The sequence below is a fragment of the Flavobacterium sp. GW823-FHT04A11 genome, assembly GCF_058796535.1.
The window spans coordinates 2,343,368-2,361,699 of record NZ_CM179503.1; the positions used below are offsets into that span (position 1 = coordinate 2,343,368).

Below are 18,332 nucleotides of genomic sequence, written 5' to 3' on the forward strand. Positions count from 1 at the left end.
AGCTGAGACAGCATCGCTATGTTTTTTAATACAAGTGAAACGCCTTTTTTAAGCTTTGAAAACTATGTTTCTATGTGTTTAAAAATTTTTCACAAACCAATACAAAAGAATAAACAAAGAATAATAAACAATAAACAGATTAAAGATGAAAAGAGGAATATTCATAATCGCAATTTTATTTTCGGTTCAAATGTTTTCGCAGGCCATTTACGAAGATGAGCGCTATGTACCGGAAACGGATCCGCTGGTGTTGAAAAATTTAGATGAATGGCAAGGCAAAAAATTCGGATTGTTAATGCATTGGGGAACATATAGCGAATGGGGAATTGTAGAATCATGGTCTATTTGTCCTGAAGATTATGGATGGTGTGAGCGTAAAAAAGGAAGTAATCCGGCTAGTTATAATCAATATGTAAAGGATTATGAAGGTTTGAAAAAAACATTTAATCCAACAAAATTTGATCCTGCAAAATGGGCAAAAGCGGCTAAAAATGCAGGGATGAAATACATGGTTTTTACAACAAAACACCATGACGGATTTAATATGTATGATACTAAGTACTCTGATTATAAAGTAACCGATAAGGAATGTGCTTTTAGTACAAACCCAAAAGCAAACATTGCAAAAGAAATTTTTGATGCTTTTAGAGCCGAAAATATTTCAACCGGGGCTTATTTCTCTAAACCGGACTGGCATAACGAAAATTACTGGGATCCTTATTTTCCTCCTTTCGACAGAAACGTGAATTATGATCCATCTTTATATCCTGAAAAATGGCAGAAATATGTTGATTTCACCCACAACCAAATCTTAGAATTATTATCTGATTATGGTAAAATAGACATCTTATGGTTAGATGGCGGATGGGTTAGAAAAAGAGACCAGCAAAACTTAAAAGAAAACTACGAAGAAAAGTTTGCAGAAAACGAATCAAAAAATGGTTTTATCAAACACAGAGTGGTAGATCAGGATCCTAAAATGGATGAATTGGTTGTGAAAGCACGCCAAAAACAACCAGGATTAATTGTAGTGGACAGAGCGGTTCACGGAAAAAACCAAAACTACTTAACTCCCGAAGGACGTGTTCCGGCGAAGACTTTGCCTTATCCTTGGGAATCTTGCATTACTTCCGGCGGCGGATGGTCTTATACTCCGGATGCTAAATATTTGACAGGAAGACAAGGAATTCACATGCTTGTGGATATCGTTGCAAAAGGTGGAAATTTATTATTGAATGTTGCACCAAGTCCTGAAGGAGAATGGCAGCAAGGCGCTTATGATTTATTGGCAGCTTACGGCGACTGGATGAAAGTAAATAGTACAGCGATTTACAATACAAAACCAATCGAACCTTTTAAAGAAGAAAATATTTGTATGACGCAAAACAAAACCGGAAATGTGTATTTGTTTTATTTGGCAAAAGACGGAGAAGATAAAATTCCTGCAGAAGTTACAGTGAAATCCATCAATCCTAAAAAAGGAACAAAAATCACGATGTTAGGTTCAAAAACTTCATTGAAGTGGACCAAAGAAGCAGAAGGATTTAAAGTTGTAATTCCGGAAAGTTTAAGAAACAATTTACCTTGTAAAGAAGCATGGACTTTAAAAATCGAAGCTATTAACAGATAGAAATATGTTTTCAATAAAAAAAATAGTATCCAAAACAGCATGTAGTTTTTACATGCTGTTTTTTAGCATAACCATTTTTGCACAGCAACCGGCAGATTTTGTGAATCCGTTTATTGGAACTTCAAATTACGGTGCCACTTTTCCCGGACCAATTGCGCCAAGAGGAATGGCGAGTATTAGTCCGTTTAATGTTGCGGGACCGCAGAATAAATTAGAAAAAGACAATCAGTGGCTTTCTAATCCGTATGTAAATGAAAATACATTTCTAACCGGATTTAGTCAGGTAAATATAAGCGGTGTCGGCTGTCCTGAATTGGGCGTTTTAATAGTAATGCCCACAACCGGAGCTGTAGAAACCAATCATTTAAAATACGGTTCAACCTATAAAAATGAAGTAGCAAAAGCAGGTTATTACAGCGTTGATATTGATAAATACAAGGTAAAAGCAGAGTTTACGGCTTCTAAAAGAGTAGGCGTAAGCAAATTTACTTTCCCGAAAGGGCAATCTAATATTTTACTGAATCTTGGTTTAGGTTTAACCAATGAAGAAGGTGCGATGGTAAGAGTCGTTTCTTCAACAGAAATTGAAGGAATGCGTTCTGTAGGTTCATTTTGCTATAATAGTCCCGAAGATGCTTATCCGGTATATTTTGTGGCGAAGTTTTCGAAACCGGCAAATAAATTCGGAGTTTGGAAAAAGCCATCAAAATATGAAGGAACAGAAGCACAATGGATGACGTACAACGGTAAAACCAGAATGATGGATAATACTATCAAAACGGTTGTTGGCGATAGCATTGGAACTTATTTTACCTATAAGTTAGATAAACAGGAAACGATTGAGGTAAAAATTGGAATTTCATACGTAAGTATTGAAAACGCCCGTGAAAATCTGGAAAAAGAAACCGGAAACAAATCGTTTGAAGCAGTTTATAAAGACACTTATAATGAATGGAACGAAGAACTTTCGAAGATTTTGGTTGAAGGCGGTTCAGGAGATGAGAAAACGATTTTTTATACGGCATTATACCACACTTTGATTCATCCCAATACTTTAAACGATATCAACGGAGAATATCCGGTAATAAAAAGAAGCAAGATTGCTAAAACCGAAGGTACACGTTACACCACATTTTCTTTGTGGGATACGTATCGAAACATGCATCCGTTAACATCTTTGGTGTATCCGAAACAGCAATCGGATATGATAAAAAGTATGCTGGAAATGTATGATGAAAACGGCTGGCTGCCAAAATGGGAATTAAATTCAACAGAAACATTTACCATGGTTGGAGATCCTGCAAGTATTGTTATCGTTGATGCCTGCTTAAAAGGAATTCAGGATTTTGATATTTACAAAGCCTATTATGCGATGCTAAAAGGTGCAGATCAGGTTGAAAATAATCCATTGCGTCCCGGACTTAAAGAATATATCGAAAAAGGGTATTTATCTACTAATTATCGTGGCCCTGTTTCTACAACGCAGGAATATAATACTTCAGATTATGCCATTTCACTTTTGGCGAAAGCCTTAGGTAAAAAAGATGATTATAACCGTTTTGCAAAGCGTTCGTTATCCTATCAAAAATTATATGATAAGGATTTAAAATTGCTTCGGCCAAGAACTGCTAACGGAAAATGGTACGAACCTTTTGATCCTGAATCTGGAGCTAATTTTCAGGAAAATGTTGGCTTTATCGAAGGAAATGCGTGGCAGTATGCTTTTATGGTTCCGCACGACATCAAAGGATTGATAAAATTAATGGGCGGTGAAAAAGCTTTTGCTGATCAATTGCAAAAAGTATTCGACCTGAAACAATTTGATATGGCAAATGAGCCGGATATCGCAAATCCATATTTGTTTAATTATGTAAAAGGAGACGAATGGAAAGCACAGGAAATGGTGAAAAAATTAGTTACAGAATATTTTCAGAATAAGCCAAAAGGATTACCTGGAAATGACGATACAGGAACAATGTCGGCCTGGTTAGTATATTCTATGATGGGCATTTACCCAATTTCTCCCGGAGATCCGCTGTATACCATTACGACACCAATGTTTGATAAGATTACGATCAAATTAGATCCAAGATATTATAAAAAAGAAAATATTGTAATTGAAAAAGAAATCAATACTGACGGAAAAATCAAAACAATAGAATTAAACGGAAAACCACTGAATAGTTATTTTATTTCACATGAAGATTTTGTGAATGGAACAACCCTGAAAGTGATTCAAAATTAAAAACACACAACTATGTTACAATTAGGAATTAAAAAAACAGCCATTATCCTCGTAATGGCTGTAGGTTTTTTTAACCAAGGCTATGCGCAGAAAAAATACCCGTATCAGGATTCAAAATTACCTGTTGAAGAAAGAGTAAAAGACTTGTTAAGCAGAATGAGTCTGGAGGAAAAAGCCAGACAAATGGATATGTACAGAGGAGAACTTTTTAAAGAAAAAGAAGATTTCTCTAAATCAAAATCAGATGCGAAAATTGGAAATTTAGGAATTGGAGCGATTCATGATCTTTATCCGCGTTCGGCAAAAATGATCAATGATCTTCAGAGCGAAGTAATAAAAAATAACAAATGGGGAATTCCTGCCCTTATCATGTGTGAGATGCTGCACGGATATCTGGATGACGGAAGTACGGCTTTTCCAATGAACATTGGTTTGGGAGCAACCTGGGATACAAATGTAATGGACAAAGTAGGTAAAGTAATTGCTACAGAAGCCAGAGCGCATGGCGTTCATTTTGGTTTGGGACCAAACTTAGATCTTGGGCGTGAACCAAGATGGGGAAGAGTTGCAGAAACTTTTGGTGAAGATGCTTATTTAAACAGCGAGATTGGTTTGGCAATGATTAAGGGAATGCAGGGCGATGATTTAAGGTCAGATCGCACGATAATTTCAGAACCAAAACACTTCGCCGTTCATGGTATTCCGCAAGCGGGAGGAAATTCATCTCCAATTTTAGTGGGAGAACGTTCGGCTCGTGAAGATCATCTTCCATCATTTGAAAAAGCATTTAGAAAAGGAGGTGCATTGGGAACAATGTGTGCGTATTCAGAATTAGACGGAATTCCTTGTGCTGCCAATCACTGGTTATTGACAGATGTTTTAAGAAAAGAATGGGGTTTTAAAGGAATTGTAGTTTCAGATTTAGGTGCTATTAAATACCTTCAAACAACGCATTATGTAACGAATTCTCCAAAAGAAAGTGTCAGAACTGCAATTGCTGCGGGAGTTGATATGCAGTTTTATGATTTTACAAATGAATTTTGGCAACAAAGTATTATTGAATTAGTGAATGAAAAGAAACTGACAATGGAGCAGATTGATCGTGCTGCCGGCGGAGTTTTAAGATTGAAATTTTTATTGGGATTATTCGAAAATCCATACACAGATAAAAACCTGATTAAAGAACGTTTTCATACTAAAGAAAATCAGGATGTTGCACTTGAAGCAGGTCGTAAATCAATGATTTTATTGAAAAATGATAACAATATTCTTCCTTTAAGCAAAGATATTAAAACTGTTGCCGTTATCGGACCAAATGCTGATGCATCAAGATTGGGAGGATATGCGGTGAAAAATAAAGTTGGAACTACAGTTTTGGAAGGTATTAAACAAGTTGCCGGCGCAAAAACAAATGTACTTTATGAAGAAGGTGTTTCCTTAATCGTAAAAGGGCAAATTATTCCGTCGAAATTTTTATTTACTCCGGATGGATCTCAAAACGGATTAAAAGGAGAATATTTCAATAATAGAAATGTAGAAGGAAATCCGGTATTAACACGTATTGATAATCAATTAGAATTTGACTGGCCTTGGTCTCCGGGTGATGGTGTTACAGATGATGATTTCTCTATTCGCTGGACGGGATATATTCAGTCAGAAAAATCATTTGACGGTTGGTTAGGTTTAAGTTCAGATGACGGAATCAGAATGTGGGTTGACGATCAGTTGGTTATTGACAACTGGACAAAAGGTGCAACAAGCATGGTTACGACTCCAAAAAATATCGAAGCAGGCAAAAAATACAAAGTCCGCATAGAAATGTGGGAAGGCGGCTGGGGAGCCAGAGCGCACTTGCGTTGGAATCTGGAAAAAGTAAACTTTCAGCCTGCGATTGATATTGCTAAAAAAGCCGATGTTGCCATTGTAGTTTTAGGAGAATCAAATGAATTAGTGGAAGAAAACAGAGATGTAGCTTCTTTAGATTTACACGGAATGCAGCAGGAATTGATCGAAGCGATTCAAAAAACAGGAACTCCGGTAGTTTGTGTGTTGTTAAACGGCCGTCCGCTTTCGACAAACTGGATCAGCGAAAATATTCCGGCAATTATTGAAGGCTGGTTTCCTGGTGAAGCAGGAGGAAGAGCTGTTGCCGATGTTTTATTTGGAGATTATAATCCGGGTGGAAGATTGCCCATTACAGTTCCAAAATCTGTTGGACAGCTACCTATATATTATAACCAAAAACCATCTGCGATTCACAGATATGTTTCTGAAAGCGAAAATCCATTATATACATTCGGTTATGGTTTAAGTTATACCAAGTTTGAATATTCAAATTTTGCCATCAATACCAAAGAAATTAAAGCTGACGGTGAATTGAAAGTAAGCGTTGATGTTAAGAATACAGGAAATTATGACGGAGATGAGGTTGTACAATTATATATTAATGATGTATATAGTAGTGTAACGACTCCAAAGAAAACATTGAAAGGTTTCAAAAGGTTGTTTATCAAAAAAGGAGAAACTAAAAAAGTAGAATTTACTCTAACTGCAGATGAATTATCTATCTGGAACAGGGAAATGAAGCGTGTAGTTGAGCCTGGAGACTTTGAAGTTATGGTTGGAGGAAATTCAACGGATTTACAAAAGTTAAATTTTAAGGTAATCGATTAACTTTTCGACGAGCGGTACAGAAAAATATTTAGTGTTTTAAGTGTTTTGGTTAGAATTCTTTTATGAAATTAACAAAACACAAAGATTAATAATGTGTAACTATAGAAAACGTAAGGATTTTAATAGTAAAATAAGGGGTTTAAATCGAAATTTTAACCAACACCTTTTCAAACTTGTCATTTGTCGAAATAATGATTTAGTTAACAAACGGGATCCTTAAATTTAACATGTTATTAACTCAAAAAACAACCTATATGATTAAAGACGTACTAAAATTATTGTTGGTGGTTTGCTTGTTCGGATTTCAAAATCTACACGCTCAAACTTCAACAGTAAAGGGAATGATAACAGATGCTTCAAGCGGAATTCCGATCCCTGGAGCAAATGTTGTCGTTAAAGGAACAAAAACAAGTGTATCTACAGATTTTGATGGTAAATACAGTATCAATGTTCCAAATCAATCAGCAGTTTTAGTTTTCTCTTATGTTGGTTCTGCTTCAAAAGAGATTCCTGTTTCAGGACAAACTACTCTTAATGTAACTTTAGGTGCAGATACGCATCAGTTAGGAGAGGTAGTTGTAACTGCTCTTGGTATTAAAAGAGAAAAGAAAGCAGTTACTTATTCAGCTCAGAACATTGATGTAGCTGAGGTTTCTCAAGCAAGGTCTTTAAACGTTGCCAACTCACTTTCAGGTAAAGTTGCGGGACTTAACTATTCTACTACTTCAAATGGTGTAGGAAGTTCATCAAGAATTACTTTAAGAGGGAACAGATCTCTTAACGGTAATAACCAGCCTTTATATGTAGTGGATGGTGTGCCAATTAGTAACGGAACTACAACTGGTAATCCTGATATTGATACAGGAGGAACTACGCAGCCGGATGGTATTTCGAATATTAACCCTGAAGACATTGCTTCGATGACTGTTCTTAAAGGACCATCTGCAGCAGCACTTTATGGAAACAGAGCGAGTAATGGTGTTATTATCATTACAACTAAATCTGGTAAAGCTGGTAAAACCTCAGTTTCGTTGTCATCTAATTTTATGGCTTCTACAGCTTATGATTTGACAAATTTCCAAAACGAATACGGTCAGGGAGATGGAGGAGTTTACAATCCTATTTCTGTATCAAGCTGGGGAGCAAAGTTAGACGGAAGACAGGTTTCGGCATGGCAATTGGCTCGTAATCCTAATTATGCAGGACCTGCAACTACAGATTACAGTCCACAGCCAAACAACGTTATTGACTTTTACAAAACAGGTTATAACTTAGCTAATACATTGTCTATTACAACCGGAAACGAAAAAGCACAAGGGTACTTCTCTTACACAAATACTCGTGCAGAAGGTATCGTTCAGGGTAATGCTTTAGACAGACACAATCTTAACTTAAGATTGACAAGTAAATTATCTGATAAATTTTCATTGGATGTAAAAACAAACTACATCGTTCAAAACATTGATAATTTATTAAGAACTGGTGAAGAATCTATTGGTACATCTGCTTATTTATTACCTCGTAGTATTAAATTTAATGAGTACAAAGATTTTGAGTATACAGATGCTTCAGGTCAATTGCAACAAAACTATTTTATTGACGAAGCAGGTTCTCCAGGAGGAAACCCTTACTGGTCTGCATTACGTGACGATTCTCGTGATGATAAAAGAAACAGATTTATTGGTCTTGCGTCTCTTAAATACGATATTACAAATACTTTAAGTTTACAAGTAAGAGGTGGTTTAGATCAAATGACTAACAAAAATATTAGAAACAGATATGCTACAAGAGCATTTAACAACAACTTAGGTTCATACAGTGAGTCTACAGAATTGGTAAGTGAATTTAATACAGATGCATTACTTTCTTATAAAGAGAAATTTGGAGATTTTACAATTGGTCTTAATGCTGGTGCCAACATGTTGAAACAGTCTAGTTCTGCTTTAACATCTGGAGGAGTTTTAAGTAAAAGAAACTATTTTTCTTTAATCAATGTTTCTACAGTTACTTCAACTTCAACAATGTCAGAAAAACAAGTTAACTCTGTTTATGGATTCTCTCAAATTGGTTTCAGAAACTATTTATTCTTAGATATTACAGCTAGAAATGACTGGTCATCTGCATTGCCTGAGCAAAACAGATCTTTCTTTTATCCTTCTGCAGGTCTTTCAGCAGTAATCTCTGATATGGCTACTTTGCCGGAAGTTATTAGCTTTGCTAAAGTAAGAGCTTCTTACGCAAAAGTGGGTAATGATACAGATCCTTACCAAACAAGTTCTCAATTGTCATACATTGGTGGTAATGGTGGTATGTTGTATTCTCAAACTACAGCAGCAAATCCTAACCTTAAACCAGAGATGTCAAGTTCATCAGAGTTTGGTGCAGATGTTAGATTTTTCAAAAATCGTTTAGGATTAGATTTCACTTATTTCCAGACAAAAACATCAGATCAGATTTTCTACATCAACACACCTGAGTCTTCTTCAACATCAAGAGCGGTATTAAACGGTGGAGATATTGAAAATAAAGGTATTGAGCTTACGCTTACTGCAACTCCTATTCAAACAGAGAATTTCTCTTGGGATATTATGGCGAATTATGCTTCTTATAAATCAAAAGTTACTTCTATCTATGATAACAGAGAAGAATTGGTTATTGGTGAAGGAAGGTTAGTTAGAAGTAAAGTTATTAAAGGTGGAGAATATGGTGATTTATACATCAAAGGATTCCAAAGAACTCCAGACGGACAAATGATTGTAAATGCTGCGGGTATTCCTTTAGCAACAGATGATTTTAGTGTTCGTGCCGGAAACTTTAACCCGGACTGGACTGCAGGTTTTAAAAATAATTTTAAATACAAAGATTTTTCACTAAGTTTCTTAGTTGATTTTAGAATTGGTGGAGAAGTTATTTCTTACTCACAGGCGAGAGAAGCTGGTTTAGGGGTAAGTGATATCACTTTAGCAGGAAGAGAAGGCGGAATTGTTGTTCCTGGAGTTGTAGCAAGTGGAGGAACATATGTTCCAAACACGACAAGCATTACAGCAGAACAATACTGGACAGCAATTGGACAAAGAACTCCTGTGGCAGAACCTTTTATTTATGATGCTACAAACATCAGATTAAGAGAACTTGTTTTTGGATATTCATTACCAAAACGCATGTTGCAGAATACCGGATTTGCAAGTATTGATTTTTCAGTAGTAGGTAGAAACTTATTCTTTTTCCTTAACGAAGCAAAATACTTTGATCCTGAAGCAGGTGCAGGTACAGGAAACTTGCAAGGTATTGAATCTTTCAATATTCCTTCAACAAGAGAATATGGTGTTAACGTAAGGTTTGGATTTTAATTTTAATTTAAAAAAAAGAGAGATATAATATGAAAAATTATAAAATTAAAACAATAGGAGTATTCATGTCGATGCTCGCTGTTTTTTCAAGCTGTACACAGGATTTTAATGATATAAATACCAACAAAAATACCTTAACAGAAGATCAGTTAGACCAGACTCTTGCAGGTCCTGCGTTTGCATCAGCATTATACGCCGGAATTCACAACGGTTCTTATTCTTCTCCGGGAGTTGATGATCAGGGAACATGGGGTATTGCAACAGGTATTTTGCCATCAACATTTACACAATATCTTAGTTGTGGATATGGTACAGAAAGAAATGCTTTCGTAAACGGTTACGAAGGACGTGGATGGTTGCGTTTTTATACAGTTGCTGTGCCGGCTTTAAACAATGCTATTAAAGCATCTGAAGGAAACGCTGACGCGCTTGCGATATTAAAAATCTGGAAAGTTTTTATGTTCAATCAAATGGTAGATGCTTACGGTCCAATTCCTTACACGGAAGCTGGAAATAAGAAAGAAAAAGTACCTTATGATTCTGTTGACTTTATTTATGCAGATTTCTTCAAATTATTAGACGAAGCAAATGCTACACTTAATGCAACATCTGCAACTACAGTTGGAATTCTTCAGCCTAATGACAGAGTATATGGTGGAAATGTAGCAAACTGGAAAAGATTTGGAAACAGTATGAGATTGCGTTTAGCATTAAGAATTTCTGACATTGATCCTGCAAAAGGAAAAGCTCAGGCAGAAGCTGCAGTAGCGGCAGGTGTTATTGAGAATAATGATCAAAGTGCTACTTTCAAAGTTAGTAATATCACGCCAAACAATATGAACATGATTGTAAATGCTTGGGGTTATTATATGACAGCTTCTATGGAAAGTTTACTTGTAGGGTATGATGATCCAAGACTTGCTAAATGGTTCTCACCGGCTAATCCTACAGCGCTTCCTGCAGATCAAGTCTACAGAGGCCGACCAGTTGGAGGTTTGCAAGGTCAGTTTGGAACAACAGCTTTCTCTATGTTTAATAATGACGTATTAGGAAGTGGTTCTAACGGAACTCTAAGTGAAACTAAAAATATTGAAATCTTCATGGCTTCTGAAAATTATTTAAGCAGAGCTGAAGGTGCATTAAACGGATGGAATATGAACGGTACAGCTCAAAGTTTATATGAGCGAGGTATTACATTATCATTGACACAATGGGGAATCACAGATCCAAATGTAATTGCTGATTATATCGCAGGAACATCAACTCCATCAGTGCCAAATGCTGCCACTCTTTACCCAACTATTGGTTTACAAACAGTTCCGGTAACTCTTCCTGTTGCATGGGATGCTTCTGAAGCAAACCAACGTACACAAATTGCGGTTCAAAAATATTTGGCAATATTCCCGGAATCCTGGGAAGCTTGGGCTGATTTACGCAGAAGTGATGCTAAAGTAATCTATCCAATAATTAACACGGATAATGTTGAACCGGGAGTTGGAAAAAGCTTAATGAAACGTGTAATTTTTGTTACAAACGAATATTCTTCAAACAGAGATGCCGTTACAGATGCTATCTCAAAACTTGGAGGTCCTGACTCAGGAGGAACAAGACTTTGGTGGGATACTAAATAAAATAAATTTAAGTAAAGATAAAGAGATTCGTTACTTAGAAAGCAAAAGGAGAGGTAACTCTCCTTTTGTTTTATACGCCTATTTCTAAAATAGCAAAAAACAAAACAATGAAAACAAAATAATAAAAAGGGTTATCTCAATTTTTAAAGTGAGTTTATAAATGAAGAAGATGATAGCCAACAAAAAATAAAATTATGGCTGATAACAATAAAGCAACCTCATTAAACCAACCAACCACCCTAATTCCTATTATAATAATTGCAGGACTATTTTTCATTTTTGGATTTGTAACCTGGATTAATGGCGCATTAATCCCGTTTATGAAAACTATAAACGAATTAACCTCTGCGCAATCACTTTTAGTAGCATCGGCATCTTATATTTCGTTTGTTGTAATGGCTTTGCCGGCATCTTATATTCTAAATAAAATTGGATATAAAAAAGGAATGTCATTAGGATTGTTTATCATGGCAGCGGGAGCTTTGGTTTTTATTCCCGCCGCAGAAGCCAGAACGTACTGGATGTTTTTGACCGGAATTTTTATTCAGGGAACCGGAATGACCTTATTGCAAACAGCCTCAAACCCTTATATTACGATTCTTGGTCCCATTGAAAGTGCGGCCAAACGAATCGCAATTATGGGAATTTCGAATAAAATTGCAGGCGCTTTGGGTTCGCTTATTTTTGGAGCCATTTTATTATCCGGAATTGATGAAATTCAACAGAAATTAAGCGTCGTAAATGCCGAAGAAAAAGCAAAATTATTAAACACAATGGCAGATAGTGTGGTCACTCCATATTTGGTAATGGCTATCGTTTTAGTTGTTTTGGGAATCTTAATAAGAAAAGCACCGTTACCGGATGTTGAAGCCGCACCAATTGAAGAGCCAAAAGAAGGTGAAACAACCAAAACAAGTATATTCCAATTTCCGCATTTGTGGCTGGGTGTATTAACATTGTTTATGTATGTTGGTGTTGAGGTTATTGCCGGCGATACTATTATCGCTTACGGAATTTCGTTAGGTTTTGCTGCTGCAGATGCCAAATTCTTTACAACATTCACCTTGATGGCAATGGTAGGAACGTATCTTTTGGGCGTATTTTTAATTCCGAGATTTATCACTCAGGCTTTGGCTCTGAGAGTAAGTGCCATTTTAGGAATTATATTTTGTTTCTGCATTGTTTTCACCGATGGTTTTATCTCTATACTTTTTGTAGCCGCATTAGGAATTGCCAATGCACTTGTCTGGCCGGCAATATGGCCTTTGACGTTAAAAGGTTTAGGAAAATTTACCAAAACAGCTTCGGCATTATTGATTATGGCCATTTCGGGAGGAGCCGTTATTCCGCCTTTATATGGAAAAATAGTTGATTTAAATAAAGCCGATATGATTGCGTTTGGCATCAATGATACTTTTGCAACAGCTCAGGCCGCTACAGATGGATACTGGATTTTACTGCCATGTTATATCATAATTTTATATTATGCTGTTTGGGGACACAAATTAGGATTAAGCAAAAAGTAATACTTTATAATTAAAATTGAAAGTGAGATTGGAATCCTGTATTTCAAATCTCACTGCTTTAATACTTTTATAATACAATGATTTTAAAATTTAATTCCATATTATTATTCGTTTTAGTTTGCGTTTCTACTGCTTCGGCACAACAGAAACCACAGGCTTATAATATCACAAATACTTTTATAACATTAAAACCGGTAACAACAAACAGTCACGCTGCGACTTTGGTCGAAATACAACCAAACGAAATTATGGCGGCATGGTTTGGCGGGAGTTATGAAGGAGCTAAAGACGTAGGAATTTATTTTTCTACCTATAAAAATAAAATCTGGTCACAGCCTCAAAATCTGATAAAACCATTGGTAAAACAAAGCGACACTTTAGCTTGTTGGAATCCGGTTTTATTTAAAGCAAAAAGCAAAACTTTGTATTTGTTTTATAAAGTTGGAAAAAATCCGAGAGAATGGTTTGGCGCGATGATCACTTCTAAAGATGACGGAACAACCTGGAGTAATCCGGAATATTTACCGGAAGGTATTTTAGGCCCCATAAAAAACAAACCAATCGAAGTAACTCCGGGCGTTATTTTATGCGGAAGCAGTACAGAAAGTGTTGAAGGTAATGTATGGAGAAGCCACGTAGAAACCTATACCGAAGCAACCGGAAAATGGGAAAAAATCAATATAGAAAACAAACAGAATTTTGATATTATTCAACCTACATTTTTAGTGCATTCTGATAAAATTCAAATGTTATTCCGAAGCAAACACAATAAACTAATTACAAGCTGGTCGAAGGACAAAGGTCAAAACTGGACTCAGACCGATAGCATAAATGTGGTGAATTCAAACTCGGGAATTGATGCTTTACCGCTGTCTAAAAAATCTTTTTTATTGGTAAACAATCCGCTGAAACAAGGAAAAGACTGGTTTAACGGACGCAATGTATTAGACGTAGAACATTCAAACGACGGAATTCAATGGAACAAACTTTTCGACCTTGAATATCAGCCTGAAGGCGAGTTTAGTTATCCGGCCATCATTCAAACTTCTGATAAAAAAGTACATGTTTTATATACTTATAATCGAAAATATATCAAGCATGTAAGTTTTGATGTGAATTAAAAACAAGAAAATATCCAGCTATCGCTAATTCACTAAAATTTGTTTAACACATAGAAACATAGATTTATTTTTAAATGAATTTAAAGAGGAATATAAAAGAAACAAGTTTCTCAGACATAGCCTATGTTTTTTTAATGCAAGTAAAACGACTTTTTTAAGCTATCATACTATGTTTTTATGTGTTAAAATTAATAAAGCCTAATTATGAAATCTTTTCAAAATTTACAATTTAAGATCGTATTAATATTTACGGTATTTTTCAATATAGCAATGAATGCCCAAAACGGAATCAATGCCAAAACATTTTACAAACACGATAAATATCTTTCATCAGATAAAATGCAGGGTCGGTTTCCGGGAACAAAAGGGAATAATGATGCAGCTGCATATATTGAAAAGTATTTTAAAAAATTCGGTTTAAAAAAGTTCAATGATAGTTACTATCAATCTTTCCGCCTTTTTGTGAAAGAAGGATTGAATAAAGTAAAATCAGACAGCGTTACAACACAAAATGTTATTGGTTATATCGAAGGTTCAGATGAAAATATAAAAAATGAATATATCGTAATTGGCGCTCATTATGACCATTGGGGTTGGGGCGGACAAAATTCAGGAAGCAAAAAGAAAGATGTCGTTGCCATTCACAACGGAGCAGATGACAATGCATCCGGAGTTTCAGCATTGTTGTGCATTTTAGAGGAAATTTCAAAAGCTAAAACCAAACCTAAAAGAAGTATTATTTTCATTTCCTTTAGCGGAGAAGAAGAAGGATTATTAGGTTCTAAATATTTCGTTTCGCATTTACCAATCAAAAAAGAAGCGCTAAAAGTAATGCTGAATATGGATATGGTAGGAAGATTAAATACCGAAAAACAAATCTACATGGGTGGCGCCGGAACTTTCCCGGAAGGAGTTGAACTAATGAAAAAACTAGGAGAAAACAGCGGACTAAATCCCGTAGTTCACGCCGGAGAAGTCGGAGGATCTGATCATGTTTCATTCTACAAATCCGGAATATCTGTTATAGGTTTCCATACAGGAGGACATCCGCAATATCATACTCCTGAAGATGATGTTGATTTGATTAATGTTGATGGTGGAGCTTTGGTAGCGAAATATATTTATAATGCTTTGGTTGAGATTGCGAACTATCCACAGCTATATTTTATAAATAGGGATTAGAAAATATAATAAACTGGAAAAGCCACTTTTAATGAAAGTGGCTTTTTCAATTTTGGTTGATTCGTTGAACTACTTTTTTTTGGTCAAAGTTGGTAAACATTCGCAAAGCACAAGTTAATTAGTATTAAGGCGAGGATAATTTATAATCCAGTTCATACTATCTAATTCTTTTATTGAATATTTATCAACGCTAAAATTTTTATTAAATATTATAGTACTCTCATTTTTGTATACATATTCTTGATCTTTGATATTAAAATATACAATGTATAATATTTTGTTGTAAGAATTTTTATTCATTTCGTGTGAAATTGGACCTCTCATACCAGGAGAATCATATGTATTTGGCTTAATTTTACCGCCAACTGCTGGTCCATAATAAGTATTCTCATCTCTAAATTTTAAAATTATATGATAATAGATGTCTTTTGTAGAATTATTTTTAATTTTTAGTTTGTCTTTTTTATAATTACAACTAAGAATTATTAAGGTCAATGTTAAAAGAATATATTTTAGTTTTTTCATTTGTCAAAAAAATATCTTGGATTTGATTTTTGATGTCTTCGCTGAACTACTTTTTTGTGGAAAAATTGGTAAACATTCGCAAAGCACAAGTTAATGAGTATTAAGAGGAGGATAATTTATAATCCAGTTCGTACTATCTAATTCTTTTTTAGAGTATTTATAAAATTTGGTACTCTTACTATAAATGATACTGTCCATATTTTTATAGAAATTTTCATTATCCACCTTGTCATATATAAATAAATATAAAACAGAATCACATGAAAATTCCTCCATTTCATCTGATAAATAGTTTCTAACTATTGGAGAGCTTTCATTAAAAAAATTAAATTCTCCAGGAGCTGAAACAATTTTATAAACACAATCATCTTCTACTTCGTTCTTTGTTTTTATAAAAATTGCATAACTAATATCTTCTTTAGAATTATTTTTTATAACTAATTTATCTTTGTGATATGAACATCCTGAAAAAATCAGTAAAAGTAAAAAAAAGAGTCTTTTCATATATGTTTACTTAATATTTAAACCGCGCTAAGCGAATTATTTGCACTTGCTGTGCGAAGTCTTCGTACCCGTCCCTATATTCCGTTCCAATTTTATTTTTTTGATTCTCTTCGCAGATTATTGAAATGGTTAAGAAGTCGGGAGACTTCCTACAGCAGGTATTATTTTTATAGATGAACACTTCGCAGAGCGAGTTAATAAGTACTGATTTTAAGTATTACCATGGAAGTACTATTATTTTGTTTAACTTTTTATTGATAAATGAAAGTTCTACTGAACTATTTCCCTCATCATCAATAATTGAAATAGTATCATAAAAAGAGTCTTTATTATTAACCTCAAATATATTTAAAATTTTATCTTTGTTCATATCTATATCCACTCCTAAATAGAATTTTACAAAGTTCTTATCAGAAACATTCAGACTGTCCAGTATTACTTTTTCATCATTTTTATAAAATCGTACTAGAGAGTTTTTATTTTGAAAAGTAATAAGTGTATCAATTTTCCCTGTAAATTTATTTACGGTAGTTGTCTTGTTTACATTATATCTACCTTTAAAAAATAAAGTAAGATCTTTTTTGATGAAATTAAAGTCACCCAAAGGAGCATTAGTAAATTGATTATTAACGATCTCTTTTTTTAAGACTATTGTATTATTTGTAGCTACTACTTTAGCAGGTAATACCTTTTTCTCTATTAGTGATGAATCTACATCTTTTTTGTTTTCTACATTATTGCAACCAACTAGAAGAATAAAACTCATGAGTATTTGTAACGTTTTCATAAATGTTTATCTTTTTGATAAATTATTAACATAAGGATTTATTGTTGCTGGATTTGTTCTGTCGTTTCGATTCCCATTTCTGGCCCCCGATGGCGCGAGCATCCCGCTCGTGTATATCAAAGATCTTTAAATCTTTTAACTGATTTTAAACGAACCTTGCACAAAACTAATATAATTATTTGAAGCATTACAAAATTGAACATCATATAATAAAAAAAGCAACTCCAAAGAGTTGCTTTTTTATTATTTCGAATATATGTATATGAATGTAAACTACGCCACAGCCAGTTTAACATTAGAATTTATTAATGATAAAGTCTGCATATCTACGTCACCTGAAAAGAAAGTATCTAAAACTTCTTTAAATATAGGATCGGCATTTTCAACCTGTGAAAAAAGACTCATTGACGAACGTAGTTTGCGAGCATCTAAATCTCCCAAAATAGATTGAATAGGTTTTCTTTTAAAAGTCAGTAAGAGTTTTGAAATTTCAATAAGATGTTTTGCCAAAACCGGATGCTGTAAAAAGTCACTTGCTTCTTTTAGATCATTTATCGCATAATAATTTGCAATACTGCTGCTACCAAGTCCTTTTATTTGCGGAAAAATAAACCACATCCAATGAGTTTGTTTTTTTCCTTTTTTGATTTCAGAAAATGCAGTAAGATAAAGTTTGTTTTGTGCATCTAAAAATCGCATTAAGTCAGTGTCTAAGTATACCATCTGTATTGAATTTATAAAAGATTTATAAAAGATTTTGGGTGTCCTGTGCTTAATTAAATGGAATAATATCTTTATTCGATTAATTTCTACAACACTTCAAAAGTAATAATGAAGCTTATTTAAAATTTATATAATTTTTTTGGTTTGTTATATAATAACAATATTTGAATATAACTGGAAGAATTTAATACTGATAAATATCCTAATAACTTTTCCTCCTAACTCAATGAATCAGTGCTATACAGTCAATTTTAGGCTTTTAGAAACAACCTGATAATTCTAATAAAATATTTTTTTCTTCAAAATGATCAATAATTAAAACATGTTTCATTTTATAACTTGAAACAGTTTAGAGATTCAGAATTGTAAGAAAATTAGAATTTTAACATAATTTTATCACCTGATAATCAGGTGTTTGAATTTTTAGCCTTTACA

General features: G+C 34.3%; 12 protein-coding genes. 8 read left to right on the plus strand and 4 right to left on the minus strand.

Annotation, left to right across the window (positions count from 1 at the left end; all coding sequences use genetic code 11):
* Positions 1 to 145 precede the first annotated feature (145 nt).
* From AC3QL1_RS10065 to AC3QL1_RS10100, 8 genes are all read left to right on the plus strand, one after another.
* A complete protein-coding gene (locus AC3QL1_RS10065) occupies positions 146 to 1,630 on the plus strand; it encodes an alpha-L-fucosidase (RefSeq protein ID WP_492497250.1) in 1,485 nt (494 codons plus the stop codon).
* Between the two features lie 4 nt (positions 1,631 to 1,634).
* Positions 1,635 to 3,875 (plus strand): GH92 family glycosyl hydrolase, encoded by a 2,241-nt coding sequence (locus AC3QL1_RS10070; RefSeq protein ID WP_492497252.1) that lies wholly within the window; start codon positions 1,635 to 1,637, stop codon positions 3,873 to 3,875.
* Positions 3,876 to 3,887: 12 nt separating this feature from the next.
* Positions 3,888 to 6,548 (plus strand): glycoside hydrolase family 3 N-terminal domain-containing protein, encoded by a 2,661-nt coding sequence (locus AC3QL1_RS10075; RefSeq protein WP_492497254.1) that lies wholly within the window; start codon positions 3,888 to 3,890, stop codon positions 6,546 to 6,548.
* 254 nt (positions 6,549 to 6,802) lie between these two features.
* Positions 6,803 to 9,898: a SusC/RagA family TonB-linked outer membrane protein gene (locus AC3QL1_RS10080; RefSeq protein WP_492497256.1), complete on the plus strand. Its 3,096-nt coding sequence runs from the start codon at positions 6,803 to 6,805 to the stop codon at positions 9,896 to 9,898.
* A gap of 29 nt (positions 9,899 to 9,927) precedes the next feature.
* Positions 9,928 to 11,529 carry a SusD/RagB family nutrient-binding outer membrane lipoprotein gene (locus tag AC3QL1_RS10085; protein ID WP_492497258.1) on the plus strand — a complete coding sequence of 534 codons (1,602 nt, stop codon included), beginning with the start codon at positions 9,928 to 9,930 and terminating at the stop codon, positions 11,527 to 11,529.
* Positions 11,530 to 11,723: 194 nt separating this feature from the next.
* Positions 11,724 to 13,055, plus strand: a complete 1,332-nt coding sequence (locus AC3QL1_RS10090; RefSeq protein ID WP_492497260.1) for a sugar MFS transporter — start codon at positions 11,724 to 11,726, stop codon at positions 13,053 to 13,055.
* A gap of 77 nt (positions 13,056 to 13,132) precedes the next feature.
* A complete protein-coding gene (locus tag AC3QL1_RS10095; protein WP_492497262.1) occupies positions 13,133 to 14,176 on the plus strand; it encodes a sialidase family protein in 1,044 nt (347 codons plus the stop codon).
* A gap of 204 nt (positions 14,177 to 14,380) precedes the next feature.
* A complete protein-coding gene (locus AC3QL1_RS10100; protein ID WP_492497264.1) occupies positions 14,381 to 15,358 on the plus strand; it encodes a M20/M25/M40 family metallo-hydrolase in 978 nt (325 codons plus the stop codon).
* 114 nt (positions 15,359 to 15,472) lie between these two features.
* Here AC3QL1_RS10100 and AC3QL1_RS10105 read toward each other — a convergent pair whose 3' ends face one another.
* The 4 genes from AC3QL1_RS10105 to AC3QL1_RS10120 all read right to left on the minus strand — a co-directional run bounded on the left by AC3QL1_RS10105 (position 15,473) and on the right by AC3QL1_RS10120 (position 17,897).
* Positions 15,473 to 15,883 (minus strand): hypothetical protein, encoded by a 411-nt coding sequence (locus AC3QL1_RS10105; RefSeq protein WP_492497266.1) that lies wholly within the window; start codon positions 15,881 to 15,883, stop codon positions 15,473 to 15,475.
* Positions 15,884 to 15,973: 90 nt separating this feature from the next.
* Positions 15,974 to 16,387, minus strand: a complete 414-nt coding sequence (locus AC3QL1_RS10110; protein WP_492497267.1) for a hypothetical protein — start codon at positions 16,385 to 16,387, stop codon at positions 15,974 to 15,976.
* A 217-nt stretch (positions 16,388 to 16,604) separates the two neighbouring features.
* On the minus strand, positions 16,605 to 17,174 hold the full coding sequence (locus tag AC3QL1_RS10115) for a hypothetical protein (protein ID WP_492497269.1): 570 nt from the start codon (positions 17,172 to 17,174) through the stop codon (positions 16,605 to 16,607).
* A gap of 273 nt (positions 17,175 to 17,447) precedes the next feature.
* Positions 17,448 to 17,897: a DUF1810 domain-containing protein gene (locus tag AC3QL1_RS10120; RefSeq protein WP_492497271.1), complete on the minus strand. Its 450-nt coding sequence runs from the start codon at positions 17,895 to 17,897 to the stop codon at positions 17,448 to 17,450.
* Between the last annotated feature and the right edge of the window lie 435 nt (positions 17,898 to 18,332).